Origin of the sequence: Alishewanella sp. WH16-1 (assembly GCF_001441695.1) — a bacterium.
GTDB classification, from domain to species: Bacteria; Pseudomonadota; Gammaproteobacteria; order Enterobacterales; family Alteromonadaceae; genus Alishewanella; species Alishewanella agri.
Genome location: NZ_LCWL01000123.1, coordinates 1 through 18138 on the forward strand (window position 1 = coordinate 1; position 18138 = coordinate 18138).

Here is an 18138-nt window from a genome sequence, read left to right on the forward strand (position 1 = left end):
ATTTGTGTATAAGAGACAGACTATAGCTGGGTTTAAGATCTAAGCTGAACTATGCTGTGTAACGGTAATGCCCGCTGCCGGGCACGTTTTGCCAGCCTGAAGATGAGCTAGTCATGGATTTAAATGCGACCCGGTATTTCGTAAAGATTGTGCAAATGGGCAGTATCTCTGCCGCAGCCAGGGTACTGAATTTGCCAAAGGCAACCCTAAGCCGGCAATTATCAGCTCTGGAGCTGCGACTTGGCAACCGGTTACTAAACCGCTCCACCCGGGCGTTGTCGCTAACCGATTTGGGGCAGGAATACTATGCCAGCGTTGTCAGCTTAATTGACGAATTTGAGCTGGCAGAGCAGAGCTTGCTGCAGCAACATGCCGAGCCTGCAGGCCTGATCCGGATTGGTGCCACCACTGGCTACTGTCAGCATCGGATTACGCCGCTGCTACCGGGCTTTCTTACTGCGTATCCCAGGGTCCGGATTGAATTAAAGCTAAGTGAGCAACGCAGCCACATTGTGCAGGATGGGCTCGATCTTACCATCAGAATGGGGGAGTTGGCTGACTCTGAATTGTTGTGCCGCAAAATTGGTACTGTCAGACGGATCCTCTGTGCTGCTCCCGCTTATCTTGCAAAATCGGAAACGCTGGTCACTCCGGACGATCTGAGACGGCAGCAATGTGTGGTATTGTCTGCCGCGCTGGATAAATGGCAGTTTGAGAATAATATTTCGGTCAGCGTAAATTGGCAGATCGCAGCCGGTAATATGTCTAACGCCTGTCAGTTAGTGCTGGCTGGGCAAGGGATAGGGTTGCTACCTGATTTTATGGTGGCGGAATATCTTGCCACAGGGCAACTGCTCAGCTTATTGCCGGATTATCCGGCCAGCCAAACGCCGGTGAATGTGCTGTATGCCAACAGTAAAGCCAAAACAGCTGCCGCTATGGCCTTTGTTGATTATCTGGTTGCTGCGCTTTAACCTTTATATCCAACCTACGCCTGGGACCTTTAAATGACAGCTGAGATTAAACAACAGATTGCCTGCATTGCCTTGCTGGTAGCCGATTATGATGAGGCGATAGCATTTTACACAGAAAAATTGGCTTTCAGCCTGCTTGAAGATACCGACTTAGGAGGCGGTAAGCGCTGGGTACGGGTTGCGCCACCAGGCTCAGGCGGAACCGCATTATTGTTAGCAAAAGCCAGTAATCCGCAACAGTTGCAGCAGGTCGGCGACCAGGCTGGCGGTCGCGTGTTTCTGTTTTTGCAAAGCAACGATTTTTGGCGGGATTATCAGCAAATGCGTGCCAACGGGGTGACCTTTCATGAGGAACCACGCGAAGAATCTTATGCGACCGTGGTGGTGTTTTCCGATTTGTATGGCAATAAGTGGGATCTAATTCAGCCCAAATGAGGTGCGTTGTCATAAAAGCTTAATTTCAGGGTCACAGCAATGTCATCTGTTTTCCACACACTCAGCTTCAGAGTGTTGAGGAGACTTTGCAATGGCCCGACAACTGATAGCCTCAATTCATGCGCTGGATGTGAGAACTTTTATCTGGTGTATGAGTTTAAAACAACGTGAGCGTCTGACGCGGTTTAGCCGCTACTTGTCTGCGTCAGCGGATGGGCCCTGGTACGTTATTTTAACTGCCCTGTTATTTATGCTGGAAGAAGAGTTGCCAGCGGGGCTGTTACAGGCGATGTTATTGGCCGTCAGTATTGAGCGCGCCATCTATCTGCTGGCCAAGAATTTATTTAAACGTAACCGGCCGCAGGACGCACTTGGTGATTTTCACAGTTTTATCCGACCGTCCGATCGTTTCAGTTTTCCCTCCGGCCATACCTCCTGCGCCTTTTTATTCGCATCTTTTATGGTGTTGCTATTCCCGCAAGCACTGCTGTTCTGGTTTAGTTGGGCGGCAGCAATTGGTATGTCCCGGGTATTTCTGGGCGTGCATTTCCCAACGGATACTTTGGTCGGCGCAATATTAGGCTTAACGGTGGCTAATTGGGCGCAAGGGACTATGGGTTTATGAAAAGTGGCTTTATGAAAAGTGGGCTTATGAAAAATGAGTCTATGAAAACTGGGCCTATGAGAATTCTGTATGGCGTACAGGCGACCGGCAATGGCCATATTACCCGGGCCAGAGTGATGCAACAGGCGTTGGCGCAGCGCAATATTGAGGTAGATTACGTTTTTTCCGGTCGTGCTAAAGATAAGTTATTTGACATGGCTCAGTTTGGCGATTACCAGGTACTACGCGGTCTGACCTTTGCCACTGAAGCGGGAAAGATCAATTACGCCAAAACGGCTATAGAGGCCAGTTTGTTAACCTTGTGGCGCGATATCAAGCAGTTGTCGCTACAACACTATGATTTAGTGATCACCGATTTTGAACCTGTTACCGCCTGGGCTGCGCGTCGTGCCGGCGTACCTTGTATTGGCCTTGGCCATCAGTATGCGTTTCAATACGCGGTGCCAAGAGCGGAAGATAACTGGGTCGCCAGTATGGTGATGCGTTGGTTTGCGCCGGCCAGTATTGCGCTCGGCGCGCACTGGCATCATTTTAATGCACCGATCCTGCCACCCCTTATTCATGTTGCCGCGCCAGAGCGGCCAGTGCAGCCGGAGCAGGTATTGGTCTATCTGCCATTTGAAGACCCTAATACCATATTGCAGCTATTGGCGCCGATTAAAGATTATCAGTTCCACTTTTTTAGTGATGGTCTTAAAGCCGGTCAGTATGGCCAAATCCAGGTGCATCCTTTTGGGCGCGAGAGCTTTCAATTGCAACTGCAAAGTGCGGCCTCGGTACTGTGTAATGCCGGCTTTGAATTAGCCAGCGAAGCTCTGCATTTGGGCAAACGCATTTTAGTGAAGCCGGTGTTTGGCCAGATGGAGCAAGCCTCGAATGCTTTGGCATTAAGTCAACTGGGTTACGGTCAGGCCTGCCGGCAACTTAGCACAGAGCGGATTGCCCAATGGCTGGCAACCGCGCCTGTGGTACAGGTGGTTTATCCGGACGTCGCTGCCGCCGTCGCAGACTGGTTACTGGCTGGTAACTGGCAGCAACCCGGGTTACTGTGTGACGAGCTGTGGCAGCAAGTGGTAGCTTCGACCCGCTAAGCTCGTCCCCCCAGATGCGCTGCGGCAGTTACCCTGAGCAGTCACCCCCGGCCTGGTTGTAATGCGTTACCAGCTGTAGCGAAACAAGAAGCGCTGCTGCTGCGGGTTAGTCAAACTTACCACAACCTTGGCACCATCAGGCAGGCTTAGCCCGGCACTGAGTGTCTGCCCCGTTACAACCAGCGGTATGTCCCGTTTTTCACCGGCGGCAAGTACTGTAACTTGCCCCTGCCATCCTGTTGGGTCAATCGCATCGCCGTGATCTGTCAGATGCAACTCTATACTCTCGCTGTGCCGGACCAGCTCCACTGCTAAATCGTGCCGGCTTTGGATCTGACCACCGTGTTGTGCCTTGGCTTCGCCGTGGCTAAAAGCCGGTGTTGCCGGTAACAGGGTGACCATAGCCAAGACCATTGTCATGCTCAGAATGCAGCCCGTTTTTTTCAATAACGTTAATCTCATCAGTTATACCTCAGTGTGCTGTTGTAACAGTTGTTCGGTTGCCGACCGGCCATACAGCCAGTACAGCAGGGGGGTTAGTAAAATATCCAGCAGCGTAGAGCTGAGTAAGCCGCTGAAAATTACCACGGCCACCGGATACAGAATTTCCTTGCCGGGCGCTCCGGCCGATAACAGCAGTGGCAATAACGCAAAAGCTGTTACCAGCGACGTCATTACAACGGGCGCCAAACGCTCGGCGGAACCCCGGATAATCATTTCCTGACTAAAATGCTGCTGTTCATGCCGGCACAGGTAAATATAGTGGCTGATCTTCAGAATAGCGTTGCGTGCCGCGATGCCGGTTAGCGTAATAAAGCCAACAACCGATGCCACGGACAGTGATAAGCCGCTTAGCCAAATCCCCAGCACACTACCCAACAGTGCCATTGGCATGGTGCAAAACACGATGGCAGCCAAGATCCAGGACTGATAGCGCAGATACAGTACCAGTGCAATCAGCAGGAAGGAGACTAAGGCTAAAACCGCCACCAGCTGCATGGATTGCTCCTGCGCTAAAAACTGACCTTCGAGGCTGATAAAGCTGCCCGTAGGCAGGCTAAGGCTAGCCACTTGTTGCCGGATCTCGGCCAGTAAGGTTTTAACATCAGTGCTGTCGGCGTTGGCGTACACCACAATCCGACGGCGGCCATTTTCCCGCAGGATCTGATTCGGGCCGTCACTGGCACTGACTTCTGCCACTGCTGCCAGCGGCACCGGGCCGGCAGGGGTATCCAGCAACGCCCGGCGCAGCGCTTCCGGGCTACGTTCAGTGTCTGCCAGGCGTAGTACTACATCAAAACGTCTTACCCCGTCGATAATTTCCGCTACGACCTCGCCGTCAGTCAGTAGTTGTAGCTGCTCGATCGCCGCCCCGGGCGTTAAACCGTGTTGGGCGGCGCTGCGCTGGTTAAGTTGTACCGACAGTTGCGGGATCAGCACCTGCTGTTCCACGTTAATATCAACCAGCCCGGGGATCTCAGCCAGACGTTGTCGCAGTTGCTCAGCCGTCAGGCGCAGCTCGGCTAAATCATCACCAAAGATTTTCACCGCCAGCTGCGCCCGGACACCGGATAATAAATGATCCAGGCGGTGGGATATCGGTTGGCCGATCGCAACCTGAGCGGGCAGCACAGCGAGCTTATCCCGGATCTCCGCGAGTACGGCGTCGCGACTGCGGGCGGAAGGTGTTAAGTCGATATCGATTTCACTGGAATGCACGCCTTCGGCATGTTCATCCAGCTCTGCGCGACCGGTTCGACGGCCAACCTGGCTGACCTCCGGGATTTCTAATAGCAAGCGCTCGGCCAGTAAGCTCAGCCGGTTAGCTTCCGACAAGGCAGTGCCGGGCTGATATATTACCCCCAGCACCAGGGAGCCTTCGTTAAAGGCGGGTAAAAATGCTCTTGGCATCAGAGTCAGGGACGCCAGGGCAATCAGTACCGCGCCAGCGGTCACGGCGAGTAGGCTTTTCGCGCGCGCAAAGGCCCAACGCAACCAACGCTGCTGCCACTGTTTCAGTTGCTGGATCAGCCAGCTATCCTGGCGCTGCAGCTCTGGCCGGCCCGGTAGCAGGTAGTAGCAAAGCACAGGCGTAACGGTAATGGAGACCAGCATCGAAGCCAGGATAGCGACAATATAGGCCACACCCAGCGGGCTAAATAACCGGCCTTCAATACCCGGCAGCGCAAACAGTGGCAGGAATACCAGCACTACGATCAGCGTGGCGTACAAAATGCCGGAGCGCACTTCCATGCTGGCGCGCCAAATCACGTCTAATACCGATTCTTTGCTGTCTGCCGCTCGCTGTTTCAGCCGGCGCAGCGTATTCTCAACCCCGACCACCGCATCATCGACCAGCTCACCCACAGCGATAGCCAGGCCGCCAAGCGTCATCACGTTGATGGTCATGCCGAACCAACGGAACACAAGGATGGTAACGGCAAAAGACAGCGGGATCGCCAGCAGTGAAATAAAGGTGGTGCGGCTGGACAGTAAAAACACAAACAATACGATCAGGACCATAATGGCGGCATCACGCAGCGCTTCGGTGACATTACGCACCGCGGCACTGATAAAGTCTGCCTGGCGGAACAGCACTTGCGGCGCTGTCAGTCCGGCAGGTAAACCACTTTGTAGCCCGGTCAGTGCCTGCTCGATGGCGGCGGTTACCGCAACGGTATCGGCATCAGGTTGTTTTTGGATGCTGAGGATCACGGCGCTTTGGCCATTAAAGCCGGCATCACCACGTTTTACCGCGGCGGCATAGCTGACCTCTGCCAGTTGCTGTAACAAGATGGGTTGACCGGCATGCCAGCCGACAGCCAGTAATTGCAGATCTGAGAGCTCAGTGGTCAGCGCCTGATGGCGTAACAGATATTCGCGTTGATTTAGCTCCAGAAAACCGCCGCCGGCATTACGGGCAAAGCCCTGCAGCGCTGCTTTGAGATCGGCTAAGCTGACGCCGGCAGCCGCCATTTTCGGCAGATCCGGGATCACCCGGTACTGACGCACTTCGCCACCAATCGGGATCACCTGAGATACACCCGGAATAGCCTGCAGGCGCGGGCGCAGCACAAAGTCGGCATACTCGCGGGCCTGCATCGGACCTTCTGCTACGCCGGCTTTAAGTGGCAATGCCAGCAACATAATCTCGCCCATAATAGACGATACCGGCCCCATGACCGGCGTAAGCTGTCGCGGCAGTTGTTGCTGTGCCAGGGTCAGGCGCTCTGCCACCAGTTGCCGATTACGGTAGATATCGGTATCCCAGTCAAATTCGACATATAACAGCGAAAGTCCGATACCGGAGGTGGAACGGATCCGGCTGACGCCGGTAACACCGCTCAGCAGGTTTTCCAGTGGAAAACTGACCAACTGTTCCACTTCTTCCGGTGCCATACCTCCGGCTTCCGTCAGGATAGTGATAACCGGCTTATTCAGATCCGGGAACACATCGACCGGCAGCGATTTGGCGCTGAACAGGCCGTAAATTAATAGCAGCAGGGCAGCCAGCAGCACCAACAGCCGCTGCTCCAGGCTGCGGCGTACAATAATGTCAAACATGGTTCCTCCCGCTTAGCGGATCTGATTCAGCAGGTTGGCACCTTGTACCACCACGCGATTGTCCGCTCCCAAACCGGCGGTAATCAGCACCTCTGTGTCATTCAGCGGCATATAACGCACAATTTGCGGTAAAAAGCGCTCGGCACTCAGTTTGATCCAAACCTGCGGCAGATTCTGACTGCTGCTGACCACAGCGCTGGCGGGCAGGCGAATACCACTGAGCTGCCCGGCTTGCGCTACGACCAGCGTCACGGGTTGGCCGACAGCCAGCGGTGCCTGGGTTAGCTTAAACTGCAAACTGAGGCTACCCTGCTGGTATTGCCCAGTGCTGCCGATATATTCCAGCGTCGCTTGCGGCCAGCCTTGCAGATAGGCGTGCCCGATTTGATTGAGCAGCGCGGGCTCAGTGGTGCGGGCATCCAGCAGTAACAAAGCCGGATCAAGGATTTCAAACAGCGGTTGCCCGGCAGCCAGCCACTGGCCGCTACTCAGTTGATGCGGCTGAACAATGCCACTTAGCGGGGCGGTAAGCACTTCTGGTTGCTCCAGACCACCTTCTAACTGCCGGATTTGTTGTCGCAGGCTGTTCAGCTGCAACTGCAGCTGTTCCAGCTGTTGTTGCGCCACTAAATCAGACAACTGCTGCAGACGTTTCACGTCACGCTCGGTCTGGCTGGCACTGAGGCGCAGCGCAGTTAGCTCTGCCAACTGGCTGGCCTGCTCGTAAGCCGTATCCTGGTAATACAAGTAGCCAAGAATTTGCCCGGCCTGAACGCGCTGGCCGGCAACGGGCAGGCCATTTGCCGGCGGCGCTAAACGGCCGGCACTATTGGCTTGCACCAGGCCCCGGCCAGCCGGATGGCTTTGCACTACGGCATGCAGTTGCCGGGTTAGCGCGGCGGTGCTGCTAACCCCCAACTGAGTGCGGATCTCGAACAAGCGTTGCTGTGCCATCGGTAACACCACACTGCCATCCGCCTGACGGCCCAGTGGCGAACGGGTTTCGGGCGAAGTGGTTAAATGCTCGCCATCAGGACCATGCGCCCCCGGGGCGGCACTGGCAGCGGCGGCCTGCAGCCCTGCTGCGAACAGCATGCTGAGATAAAATCGATTAAGCCGCTGCATTATAACCTCCGCGCCGCACGGGTTAGACCAAACCAGTAACCGCTGCCAGCGACCAGCGCCAGCAGAACCAGGGCGGCTAACCAGCGACCATAGTGGCTATGTTTATGATGGTCATGCTCATGTTGATGATCATGCTCAGAGGCATGCGGGGTGGCTGTTTGGGATAGCTGAAAACTGGCCAGCAGCAGATCAGCGTATTCCGCGGTCAAAACGGTCACTACCAGCTCATGCTGCTGCGGTTGCTGTAGCAGCTGTAACAGTACCGGCTCGGTTATTTCATAGTTACCTGCCTCACTGTCATAGCGGGCTCGAGCAGTTAAACCAGCACTTTCCAGCTCCAGGCTGGCATCAGCGACGGGCTGATTGCTGGCATAGTGGTGCAAATGTAACACCAGGCGATCGTCGTAGAGTTCGGCCAGCAGTTCAAACTGCTCGCTAAAGGTTTCAAAACGCGGCGCCAGCTGGGTGTTAGTGACAACGGGCCCGGCAAGGTGTTCGCCATTGGGGCCATGTGCCCCGGGTGCGGCTAACGCAGGCAAAACAGCGAGCAGCACGCTTAACAGCAAGCCGACAGTCAGCTGCTGTAGTTTAAAGCTAAACATAACAAATCCTCTGCTAAATACAGTGAAGTAAAAATTTAATCAGCAGAGTCAGGGGCGGGGAGGCCGCCATAGCAGGTTTTGCGGTGAACGCGGCCACCAGCCGGAGAAGGTTATCAGTACCAGATCCGGACGCAAATCAAGCGCTACCTCGGGCACTGTTTGCCACAGTAACTGCGCGCTGTGACAGAGATCGGCAAACACATGCCAGCGGGCTTCGGCAGAGTTTTCCAGACTAATTTGCTCGGCATCAGCGTGGTGCAGGTGCGCCTTACCAAGAAAATGCAGCAGGTCATGCCAGGATAAAGCCGCGCTGGTCTGGTGTTGATGCTCAACGGCGATACCGGCGTTATCGTTATGCAATAGCCAGTGACGTCCAGACAGCTGGACAAATAAGCTTAGCATTAACAGGCAAACCAGTATCTGGCGGAGCACGGCGAAACTCGGTGAGAAATGATAGAGGCATCACTTTAGCATGGCCATTTTACTGACACAATCTATCGCTGGCTGACGACACCCTGTCGTTTAACGTGATCTGAGAGCGAAGTTAGCCCATACTGCAAATATCAAGCATAATCAAAAATGAAAAGGGAATGGTAGCATGATAAGCCGTGGCATCTATCTGTATTGGCTGGCGCTAACGATATCAGGCTTATTGGTACCGGCTGTTGCCGATGAGGCGTTACCGGTACAGGTTGTTCAACCGCAACAACAGGGGTTAGCCGAGCAGCTGCAGTTAAGCGGCAGTCTGACGGCGCAGCAAAATGCCCAGTTGTCGAGCCGCACTGCCGGCCTGGTGGCTGAATTGCTGGTGGATGCCGGCACTGAGGTCAAGGCCGGGCAGCCGCTGTTAAAGTTAGATCCGGCGCTGGCTGAGCATGAATTGGCACAACAGCTTGCCGCGGTTAATGCGGCCCGGGTTATGTTAGCCGAGCGCCAACGTCTGGTGGCTGAAGCGGAACAACTGACCACACAACAACTGTTTCCGCAAACCGAGCTGGCAATTCGGCGCGCCCAATTAGCTGAGGCCGAAGCCTTGCTGCAACAAGCCAATGCCCGCTTAGCGCAGCAACGGGAAATTATCAGCCGGCATACCTTAACTGCACCTTTTGCCGGTGTGATCGCACGGCGCGATACTGATCTGGGCGAGTGGTTAGCATTAGGCGCACCGGTGTTTCAGCTGGTCAGTTTATCGCCGTTATTACTGGATATTCAGGTGCCGCAAGAATATTTTGCCAATCTTGCTAATTTGCGCCGCATCGAAGTGCGCTCGGATCTGGCGCCGCAGCAGGTGCTGAGCGGCCGGTTACTGGCCACAGTGCCGGTGGGCGATAGTAATGCCCGCAGCTTTCTGGCCCGCCTTGAAGTGACTACCGCCGATACTCCGTTACTGCCCGGTACCTCAGCCCGGGCGACCTTATATTTTGAACGTGAAGACAGCCAGGTGCTGGTGGTGCCACCCGATGCATTGTTACGTCATCCGGATGGTAACTTCAGCGTTTTTGCGATCCGCGATAATCAGGCTGAACGCTTTAATGTGCAGCTTGGCCGCAGCAGTGAGCGCGGTGTGGAAATTTTATCAGGCTTACCTGCCGGTTTACCGGTGGTGGTGCGGGGTAACGAGACCTTGCGCGCTGGCCAGCCGGTGCGGATCCTGAATCCTACGCCAGCTGGCGCCAATCGTCAGGGAGCAAACTGATGCTGGATGCAGGTATTCGTCGCGGTACCATCCTGACGGTAGCCGTATTAATGGTGTGTGTGCTGGGGATAGTGGCAGCGCTGCGCATACCGGTGCAAATGATCCCTGATCTGGAAGTCCGCACTATCAGTGTGGTAACCGGTTGGCCCGGGGCGACGCCGCAGGATGTCGAAAAAGAGATCCTGATTGAGCAGGAGCGGTATTTACGTACCCTGCCAAATCTGAAACGCATGGTGTCACGCGCCAGCACCGGCTCGGCGCAAATTGAGCTGGAATTCCCCTTTGGCGTCGATGTGAATGAAGCGCTGATCCGGGTCAGCAATGCGTTAAGTCAGGTTTCCTCCTATCCGGAAAATGTCGATCAGCCGCGGCTGTTCAGCAGTTCTTTTTCCAATAACGCCTTTATGTACTTCCGACTGATGCCACTGGCCGGTAATCCACTGAACCTTGATATGGATATGCTGCGCGATTATGCGGAGGATTATGTCCGGCCGCAGATGGAGCGGGTGCCCGGGGTATCGGAAGTCGGGGTAAGTGGTGGTGCCGAGCGGCAAATCCAGGTCTTGGTCGATCCGGCGCGTCTGGCGCAGCGTGGCATTAGTTTAACCCAGGTGCGCGATACGATCCGTGCCCGCAACCGTGACAGCTCAGCGGGGGATATTGATAGCGGGAAAAGGCGCTATTTGTTGCGGGTAGTCGGGCGTTTTGAACAACTGTCTGAGCTGGAAAATTTGATCCTGACACAGCAGGGCGATAATCAGGTACGTCTGAAAGATGTGGCGACTTTGGTGCTGGATCACTTTGAAGTGCGGGAGTTGTCGTTTGCTGATGGTGAGCAAACACTCGGCCTGTCGGTGCGGCGCGAACCCGGCTCAAATGTCATTGCTATTAAAGAGGCGATGTTACAGGTGGTGGCCCAGATTAACCGCGATATGTTGGCCAGCAATGGTTTGCAACTGATGTTAATCAGTGATGATGTGCGCTATGTCGAAGACTCTATTAGCAATGTTTGGGTTAACCTGGCGCTGGGGGCCGCGCTGGCTACCGGGGTGATGTATCTGTTTTTACGTTCGGGTAGCGCAACCCTGGTTGGCGTGATTGGCGTGCCAATCTGTACTATTGCTGCCTTTATTGGTTTGCTCGCCTTTGGCCGTACCATTAATGTGATTTCCCTGGCCGGTATTGCCTTCGCGATAGGTATGACGCTGGATAACACCATCGTGGTGCTGGAGAGTATCGAGCAGGCGAAGCAGCGCGGTCTGGACCGGATTGAGGCCGCGATCCGCGGCGTGCGTGATGTCTGGCCGGCGGTGCTGGCGTCCACTTTGACTACGGTGCTGGTTTTTATGCCCATTCTGTTTATTGAACAGGAAGCCGGTCAACTGTATTCCGATATCGCCATTGCCATTGCGGCGGCGATTATTGCTTCTATGCTAGTAGCGGTCTTTGTGGTACCGCCGGCGATTGCCCGCTTAGGGTTTCGCAGTAACGGCAGCAGCACGACCCTGCAGGGTGCTGCTGCCCCGCCAAGCGCTAACGGCCTGATCCTGCCGTTGCTGGCAAAGTTGTTGCACTCGACACTGGCACGACGGTTAGTATTAAGCCTGACGGTCATTCTGACACTGGGTGCGGCCTGGCTATTTATGCCACCTGCCGAATATCTGCCTGAAGGTGAGGAACCGAAAGCCTTTTCGTCAATGATTGCACCGCCCGGTTATAACTTATCGGAAATGGCACAGATTGCGGAGGAGCTAAAAGCCATCTTAACTGCTCAGGTCAATGCCGATCCGGCAGCCTATGACCGGGGTGACACGGCGATGCCGCCGCTGAAATACTATTCGTTAAGTGTCTCTGTTGGCCGGATCCGGGTGTTAAGTGAGCCGGTGCGGCCACAGGATATTACACCGATGATGGATGCGATGACGGCATTATTCCGCCAGTATCCGGGAATGCGGGCGTTTTCATCACGTGGGTCGATTATCAGTAGCAATGACGGCGGTACCCGGGCGGTTGCGCTGGATATTTCCGGGCCGGATTTAGCGAGTTTATATGCCACTGCCGATGCGGCCTATGTTGCCGCCGGCGACTTGTTTGACCGGCCACAACTTAACTCCGAGCCGGCTTCGTTGTCACTGGATCAGCCGCTGATAGAAATCCGGCCGAATTGGCAGCGCCTGGCTGAGCTGAATTTTAGTGCCGCCGACTTTGGCTACGCGGTGTCGGCGCTGAGTGATGGCGCCTTTGTCGATGAGTTCTTTTTAGCCGATGATAAGGTGGATATCTTTTTATTTAGTCAGGCAGGTGCCGGGCAGAGCCTGGCGCAACTGGCGCAAACGCCGGTGTTAACCCCCTCAGGGGCGGTGTTACCGCTAAGTAGCCTGGCGGAGCTGGTTGAAGTGGCGGATAGCGATACGCTGCGGCGGGTAGATGGCCGTCGGACGGTGACGCTGTATATTATCCCGCCGCGTTCGGTGGCGTTAGAAACCGCAGTGGACATCGTGCGACAACAGTTAGTACCGGCATTACAGCAGCAGGGGGCTATCGCGCCCGGCGTAATGCTGGATATTTCCGGTGCGTCGGATCAACTGGATGAAACCAAAGCCGCATTAAGCAGTAATTTCCTGATTGCCGTGGTGCTGATTTATTTACTGCTGGTGGCAATTTTCAGCCACTGGGGCTATCCGCTATTTATCCTGGCGACTGTGCCACTCGGATTAGCGGGGGCTTTGGTCGGTCTGGTGGGGATTAATGGCATCAGCGGTCTGCTCTCAACTATCGGCCTGGGCGGTTTTTATCAACCTTTTGATATGATTACCATGCTGGGCTTCCTGATCCTGCTGGGTACAGTAGTGAATAACCCGATCCTGATTGTCGATCAAAGCCGGCATAATTTACAGCTACCAGGAGTATCTGTCACCGAGGCGGTGCTGCAAGCAGTGGCGACCCGCTTAAAGCCGATTTTAATGTCAACCACAACCACGGTGTTTGGTCTCGCGCCTCTGGTATTGCTGCCTGGCGAGGGCACCGAACTGTACCGCGGTGTCGGTATTATCGTGTTATGCGGCCTGATCTTTTCGACGCTGATTAGCTTAACCTTCCTGCCTGCGCTGCTGGTATCGGTATTAAAACGGCGGGAATTGTTGCGAAGCTGAGTGAGATGAGTGAATAAAAAGCTGGGAAAAATCCGAAAAACCTCCTCGCTTTTGTTTTTCGCACTGATATACTGCGCGGGTCGAGGCAAAAAGGAGTGTTGTAACCAACCTGTATGAGTTTATTAATCGCTTTTGTGGTATTATCCATTGCGGTATCTTTTGTCTGCTCCATTTTGGAAGCTGCCCTGTTATCTATCACCCCCAGCTATATCGCCCAGCAAAAGCTGGTGCAGCCTAAGCGCTACGAAAAATTAAAACAGCTGAAAGAGAAAATTGACCAGCCGCTGGCGGCTATTCTGACCCTGAACACTGTGGCCCATACCGTGGGTGCTACCGGTGTCGGTGCACAGGTCACTATCGTCTTTGGCGACGGTTATCTGGGTATCGCGTCTGCGGTGATGACCCTACTGATTTTGGTCTTGTCAGAAATTCTGCCTAAAACCATTGGTGCACGCTACTGGCCAAGTCTGGTGCCGGTATTGCCTGCCATGTTGAACACCATGATATTGCTGCTAAAGCCCTTTATCTGGATGTCAGATCAAATTATGAAGCTATTCGGTGGCGGCCAGCACGATCATGATTTACGTCAGGAGATAAAAGCCCTGACCATTTTAGGCCGTGAGCTGAATAAACTCGACGAAGATGAACAGCGGGTGATTGGCAATATTCTGGATCTGCACGATATTAAAGTGCGGGACATTATGACGCCGCGCACCGTCTGTGAGTATGCTAAGCCGGATGAGCCGCTGGCTGAACTGGTGTAGCGGGTTAAAAAAGATCAGTATTCGCGTTATCCGGTACTGGATGATGACGAAGCGCCTTTGGGTATCGTGTTTCGTTACGATATGTTGGAGTTTGCTGACGGCCAAACCGCAGCTGATATTATGAAGCCGGTAAAAATTATTCCGGATAAACTCAGTGTGGAACAGTTAATGTCGCAGTTAATCCGCGAGCGGCAGCATCTCGCGTTGGTTTACGATGAGTACGGCAGCTGGATGGGCTTGGTTACCATGGAAGATGTGATTGAAGCCATTATCGGCCAGCCGATTATGGATGAGACCGACGATATCCCCAACATGCGCCGCTTTGCCAAGCGCCGCTGGGAGCATAAGCAGAAACAACTGGAAGATGTAAAATCCTGATCTTGTTGCTCAGGCAAAACCTGAGCAACAACAAGGTTTCAGGCTAATCAAATCCAAAGTCGCAGCACCATGACTGATCCCACCCTCCAGGCTGCTGCTGGCTTTGCTACGACAAAGATATCCGCCATAGCTGGCGGCCGAGCCCAGAGTAAAAATACCCAACTCGCTGATTTGACCAGCGCTGTTATTCTGCAGCAGTTCGCCATGTTTTAGGCTAAAGACATTTTCACGGCGAATGTTAGCATTAATCGGCGCCATCAGCAGATCGGCGCTGTCATAGTGCTGATAGCGTTGCCAGCCTTGCGCGTAGCGCGCCACATTGCCACCGCCTTCTTGTTGAGTCTTGTACCAGTAGCCGGCGGCTAGTTTGGCGCGGACTGCCTCCGCTGTTAAGTCGGCAACGGCAAAGCTGGGCACGATGAGTTGTTGCAGCAGCTGCAATTGTGCCGGGCTAAGTCCAAAGCGCTGAGCGAGCTGTTGCCGCCCGCTAGGCTGCTGCAGCAAGAGTCCCAGTTGATGCTGTAACCATTTGCTGCCGCTTAACTGTCCTGCCAGATTAGGGCATTGCAGCAGATTCGTGTGCTCAAGATTCGCCCGAAACGCCCAGTAATCAGCTGCCTGTGGCAGTGGGTTATAGCCGGTGCGCCAGTACAATACGCTTACCCGCCGTCCATCTGTCAGATAGAAACCTTTGTCTCCCCGCACCTGGCCTTGTTGTAACTGGTTTAGGGTCAGCCGTTCGGTCGCCACGCCGTGCTGGCGGACGGCTTCAGTGAGCAATTGCTGATCAAAGATATTTTGCTCCTGTTCCGCGATGACCATAACCAATAACGCGGGCTGTCCGGCAGCATTGGCAATAGCGGCTTCTGCTAACAGCTTCGCTTGAGCGGCCAATGCCGGATTATCGACATAAGGCAGTGGCAATAAGGGCGCCAATAGTTGTTGATAGCGTGCACTAAGGGGGCCCATGCCGGCGGCAATCGGATTAGATTCGACCCAACGCCATCCGCCTGCAGTTAACAGCAAATCATGCCGGCTTAAGTTGAGATTCCGGCTGGTTAAGCGAGCTGGCTCTATCGCAGACAAGGTTCGCCAGATCTCGCCTGGCACTGATGCCGAGTCTTGAAGTGCCCGGGTTTGTTGCAGTAACCAACAGGGATCACCAGCGATCCTTTCCAGCAAACGTCCAAGTAGCGTAGCCGCTGTCCTTGCCTGTTGCCACTGCGAGCTACTGAGTTGCCAGGGCGTCAGTGAAACCGGCGCCGGTACAAAACCCTTGGCCTGTTGCAAACCCAGGCGGGCGTTAATCAGCAAAGGTTGCAGTGTAGTAGCCAGTTGCTGAGGTGTGGCGATTGTTCGCAGCGACTGTGCCATCACAGACTCCTTACCGGTAACAGCAGATCAATGGCAATACCGGTGCTGCAGGCAGTAACAAGCACCACACCAATAAATGCCAACAGCAGTGGCCATTGAAAGATCTTTTTCAGGATAATCAGCTCGGGCAAACTGGCACCGGCACCACCGATTGTCAGCGCCATAACGCTGCCATAGCTCATTCCTTTACCCACTAAACTGAGGGCCAACGGGATCATTGAACTGGCGCGAACATACAGCGGAATGCCAATCACAGCGGCCAGCGGGATCAGGTACAGGCTATTGCTACCACTTAAACTGGCAAAGAATTCTGCTGGTACATAGCCATGGATCACCGCACCCGCCAGTACACCAAGTATTAAATGTGGCAGAAAGCTGCGGGTATCTTTAATTGCCCGCAGCCATAAGTGGCTCCAGTACTGCCATGACCAATACTTTATCGCTACTGTGGCCTGGGAGCTATTACAGCAAGACTGCTCTGCTGCAGGTAGCCTAACGTAACGGGAAAAGCCCAGTTGTGATAACAGCAGGCCAGACAAGACCGCAATGCTAAGCACGCCCGTTGCGTATAGCAGAGTGAGTTTGGCGCCAAACACGGAAAACAGCAGGGCAACCAGGATTGGATTAAGCAAGGGGGAGGTGAGTAAGAAGGTCATCACCGGGCCAAAGGCTGCATTGGCACGCAGCATACCGACTAACATCGGCAGAGTGGAGCAGCTGCAAAAGGGTGTAATAGCGCCCAGGGCAGCGGCGGTAAAGTAACCTTTGTCACCGGCTAATAAGGCCTGGATCCGCTGTGCCGGAAAGCGATCCTGCAGCTGGTACACCAGCATACTAATCAAGACAAAGAGTATCAGCAGCTCGCTAAGGGTACCGATAAAAAATTGCACACTGGCATAAAACGCATCTGACATAAAACCTCCACAGGTTAGTTAGCACACACAGATATTTCCGTGATTGTGGAAATATAATATTTCGACAAACATGGAAGTGTCAAATAATATTTCCAAGTTTGTGGAAATTATTTCGGGAGGGCGTTACACTAGCGCTGTTAGCAACTCAGGACCTGGAGTAAAGATGAGTCTGGAATTGGAGCTGGCTGCAGCGCAGTTGGCAGAATTGGGGCATCCAACCCGATTAGGCATTTTTCGGATTTTGGTGCGTGCTGGTCATCAGGGTGTTGCGGTTGGCGAGATCCAGCAGGCTTTAGATATTCCAAATTCAACGCTGTCACATCATTTAAGCCGGATGACCAAAGTCGGTTTAATGGCACAACGCCGGGATGGCCGCACCTTATATTGCAGTTTGCTCTTTAACAACGTCGAGACCTTGTTAGCATTTTTATATGATGAGTGTTGCCTCGGTTTGCCCTCGGCTTCAGCTTCACAAAGCAGTTGTTGTGACTAATACTGGCTAGCACCGCTGTAAAAAGTGGCGATAGACGGTAGCACTTTGCTTTGGGATCTCGAGCATCGGTAAATGACCAATACCGGCAAAAACCTGCAGTTGGAGTTGCGGTAGCTGTTGCTGCCAAAGTGCTACAGCACTGATATCGATCAGTTGGTCTGCTTCGCCCCAACATAATAAAACCGGTACCTTAATCTGCGCCAGCTCTGCCGCTGTTAAGCGGGAATCGAAAAAATCAGCAAAGATAGCAGCAAGTGATGCCCGTTGTCGTTGGTAGCGGCAGGCAATGCCTTTTAGCATTAGCTGTGGAATATAGGGTGGCCGGGCCATCGATAGGGCGTAAAACCGCTTAAAGTCGGCAAAATCTAACTGTAAAAACGGGTTTAAACCCTGGCGTACCTGCTGTTCTAACTGACTTGGCGTAGCGGAGCTAAGCCCAGCCGGATCTTGTAGTGCCAGGGAGAGCACCTGCGCCGGATAGCGGCTGGCAAAGACGGTGGCTAAAAAACCGCCCATCGAATTCCCAATCAGATGCACCTGTGGCAGGTGCAGCGTCGCCAAAAATAATGCCAGTCGCTCCGCTTGTCTGGGCATACTATGATTGGCATCAGCGGCGAAGGGTGTTTCACCATGACCAGGTAAGTCTGGGATCAATAACTGATAGTGGCGCCGCAGCTGACGGGCAAAACGCAGCCAGATACTTTTATCGGCGCTAAAGCCATGTAGCAATACCAGTGTTGGTTTACCGGGGTTGGCATACCAGTAATAGCTGATGGTCAGCTCGCCAATATCAGCCTGCCTGCGGCGCAGACCATAGCAGTAAGCTTCGACAGCCATGCTTTGTTGGTATAACCATAAACCAAGTTTTTCATGACGGCGGCAGCAACGGCCGGCTGATGATGTCGTGTTGTGACTAAAGTCCATTTTTTTGCCAGGAGTCTAACGGGTGAA

The 18138-nt window shown here is 53.9% G+C and carries 15 protein-coding genes and 1 pseudogene; 8 read left to right on the forward strand and 8 right to left on the reverse strand.

Annotation, left to right across the window (positions count from 1 at the left end; all coding sequences use genetic code 11):
* The first annotated feature begins 113 nt into the window (after nucleotides 1-113).
* From AAY72_RS13190 to AAY72_RS13205, 4 genes are all read left to right on the forward strand, one after another.
* Nucleotides 114-974 (forward strand): LysR family transcriptional regulator, encoded by an 861-nt coding sequence (locus AAY72_RS13190; protein ID WP_008984025.1) that lies wholly within the window; start codon nucleotides 114-116, stop codon nucleotides 972-974.
* A gap of 33 nt (nucleotides 975-1007) precedes the next feature.
* Nucleotides 1008-1409, forward strand: coding sequence for a VOC family protein (locus tag AAY72_RS13195; RefSeq protein WP_057788086.1), 402 nt, complete (start codon nucleotides 1008-1010; stop codon nucleotides 1407-1409).
* A gap of 91 nt (nucleotides 1410-1500) precedes the next feature.
* Nucleotides 1501-2034 carry a phosphatase PAP2 family protein gene (locus AAY72_RS13200; RefSeq protein WP_057788088.1) on the forward strand — a complete coding sequence of 178 codons (534 nt, stop codon included), beginning with the start codon at nucleotides 1501-1503 and terminating at the stop codon, nucleotides 2032-2034.
* Between the two features lie 56 nt (nucleotides 2035-2090).
* The gene (locus tag AAY72_RS13205) at nucleotides 2091-3125 is read left to right on the forward strand and encodes an MJ1255/VC2487 family glycosyltransferase (protein WP_057788157.1); all 1035 of its coding nucleotides are present in this window, start codon (nucleotides 2091-2093) and stop codon (nucleotides 3123-3125) included.
* A 66-nt stretch (nucleotides 3126-3191) separates the two neighbouring features.
* On the opposite strand, the gene AAY72_RS13210 is transcribed toward AAY72_RS13205, so the two are convergent.
* The 5 genes from AAY72_RS13210 to AAY72_RS13230 are packed head-to-tail and all read right to left on the reverse strand — an operon-like array spanning nucleotide 3192 to nucleotide 8818.
* Nucleotides 3192-3587: a hypothetical protein gene (locus AAY72_RS13210; protein ID WP_057788091.1), complete on the reverse strand. Its 396-nt coding sequence runs from the start codon at nucleotides 3585-3587 to the stop codon at nucleotides 3192-3194.
* Between the two features lie 3 nt (nucleotides 3588-3590).
* Complete coding sequence (locus AAY72_RS13215) at nucleotides 3591-6689, reverse strand: efflux RND transporter permease subunit (protein WP_057788093.1); 3099 nt, start codon at nucleotides 6687-6689, stop codon at nucleotides 3591-3593.
* A 12-nt stretch (nucleotides 6690-6701) separates the two neighbouring features.
* Nucleotides 6702-7814 carry an efflux RND transporter periplasmic adaptor subunit gene (locus tag AAY72_RS13220; protein WP_057788094.1) on the reverse strand — a complete coding sequence of 371 codons (1113 nt, stop codon included), beginning with the start codon at nucleotides 7812-7814 and terminating at the stop codon, nucleotides 6702-6704.
* Nucleotides 7814-8416: a hypothetical protein gene (locus tag AAY72_RS13225; protein WP_057788096.1), complete on the reverse strand. Its 603-nt coding sequence runs from the start codon at nucleotides 8414-8416 to the stop codon at nucleotides 7814-7816. Before AAY72_RS13225 ends, AAY72_RS13220 begins: the two co-directional genes overlap by 1 nt.
* Before the next feature lie 48 nt (nucleotides 8417-8464).
* Nucleotides 8465-8818 (reverse strand): hypothetical protein, encoded by a 354-nt coding sequence (locus AAY72_RS13230; protein WP_008984017.1) that lies wholly within the window; start codon nucleotides 8816-8818, stop codon nucleotides 8465-8467.
* Nucleotides 8819-9014: 196 nt separating this feature from the next.
* Here AAY72_RS13230 and AAY72_RS13235 point away from each other — a divergent pair, with 196 nt between their 5' ends.
* The 3 genes and pseudogenes from AAY72_RS13235 (at nucleotide 9015) to AAY72_RS13245 (ending at nucleotide 14406) form a co-directional block, all read left to right on the forward strand.
* Nucleotides 9015-10112, forward strand: coding sequence for an efflux RND transporter periplasmic adaptor subunit (locus AAY72_RS13235; protein WP_057788098.1), 1098 nt, complete (start codon nucleotides 9015-9017; stop codon nucleotides 10110-10112).
* A complete protein-coding gene (locus tag AAY72_RS13240; RefSeq protein WP_057788100.1) occupies nucleotides 10112-13264 on the forward strand; it encodes an efflux RND transporter permease subunit in 3153 nt (1050 codons plus the stop codon). The genes AAY72_RS13235 and AAY72_RS13240 overlap by 1 nt, the downstream gene beginning before the upstream one ends.
* A 113-nt stretch (nucleotides 13265-13377) precedes the next feature.
* Nucleotides 13378-14406: pseudogene (locus tag AAY72_RS13245) on the forward strand (CNNM domain-containing protein).
* Between the two features lie 9 nt (nucleotides 14407-14415).
* Here AAY72_RS13245 and AAY72_RS13250 read toward each other — a convergent pair.
* The gene (locus AAY72_RS13250; protein WP_057788102.1) at nucleotides 14416-15780 is read right to left on the reverse strand and encodes a glutathione synthase; all 1365 of its coding nucleotides are present in this window, start codon (nucleotides 15778-15780) and stop codon (nucleotides 14416-14418) included.
* Nucleotides 15780-16694, reverse strand: coding sequence for a permease (locus tag AAY72_RS13255; protein WP_057788104.1), 915 nt, complete (start codon nucleotides 16692-16694; stop codon nucleotides 15780-15782). Before AAY72_RS13255 ends, AAY72_RS13250 begins: the two co-directional genes overlap by 1 nt.
* Before the next feature lie 163 nt (nucleotides 16695-16857).
* Here AAY72_RS13255 and AAY72_RS13260 point away from each other — a divergent pair, with 163 nt between their 5' ends.
* A complete protein-coding gene (locus AAY72_RS13260; protein ID WP_057788106.1) occupies nucleotides 16858-17187 on the forward strand; it encodes a helix-turn-helix transcriptional regulator in 330 nt (109 codons plus the stop codon).
* A 6-nt stretch (nucleotides 17188-17193) separates the two neighbouring features.
* On the opposite strand, the gene AAY72_RS13265 is transcribed toward AAY72_RS13260, so the two are convergent.
* Nucleotides 17194-18024 carry an alpha/beta fold hydrolase gene (locus tag AAY72_RS13265; RefSeq protein ID WP_057788162.1) on the reverse strand — a complete coding sequence of 277 codons (831 nt, stop codon included), beginning with the start codon at nucleotides 18022-18024 and terminating at the stop codon, nucleotides 17194-17196.
* Nucleotides 18025-18138: the final 114 nt, after the last annotated feature.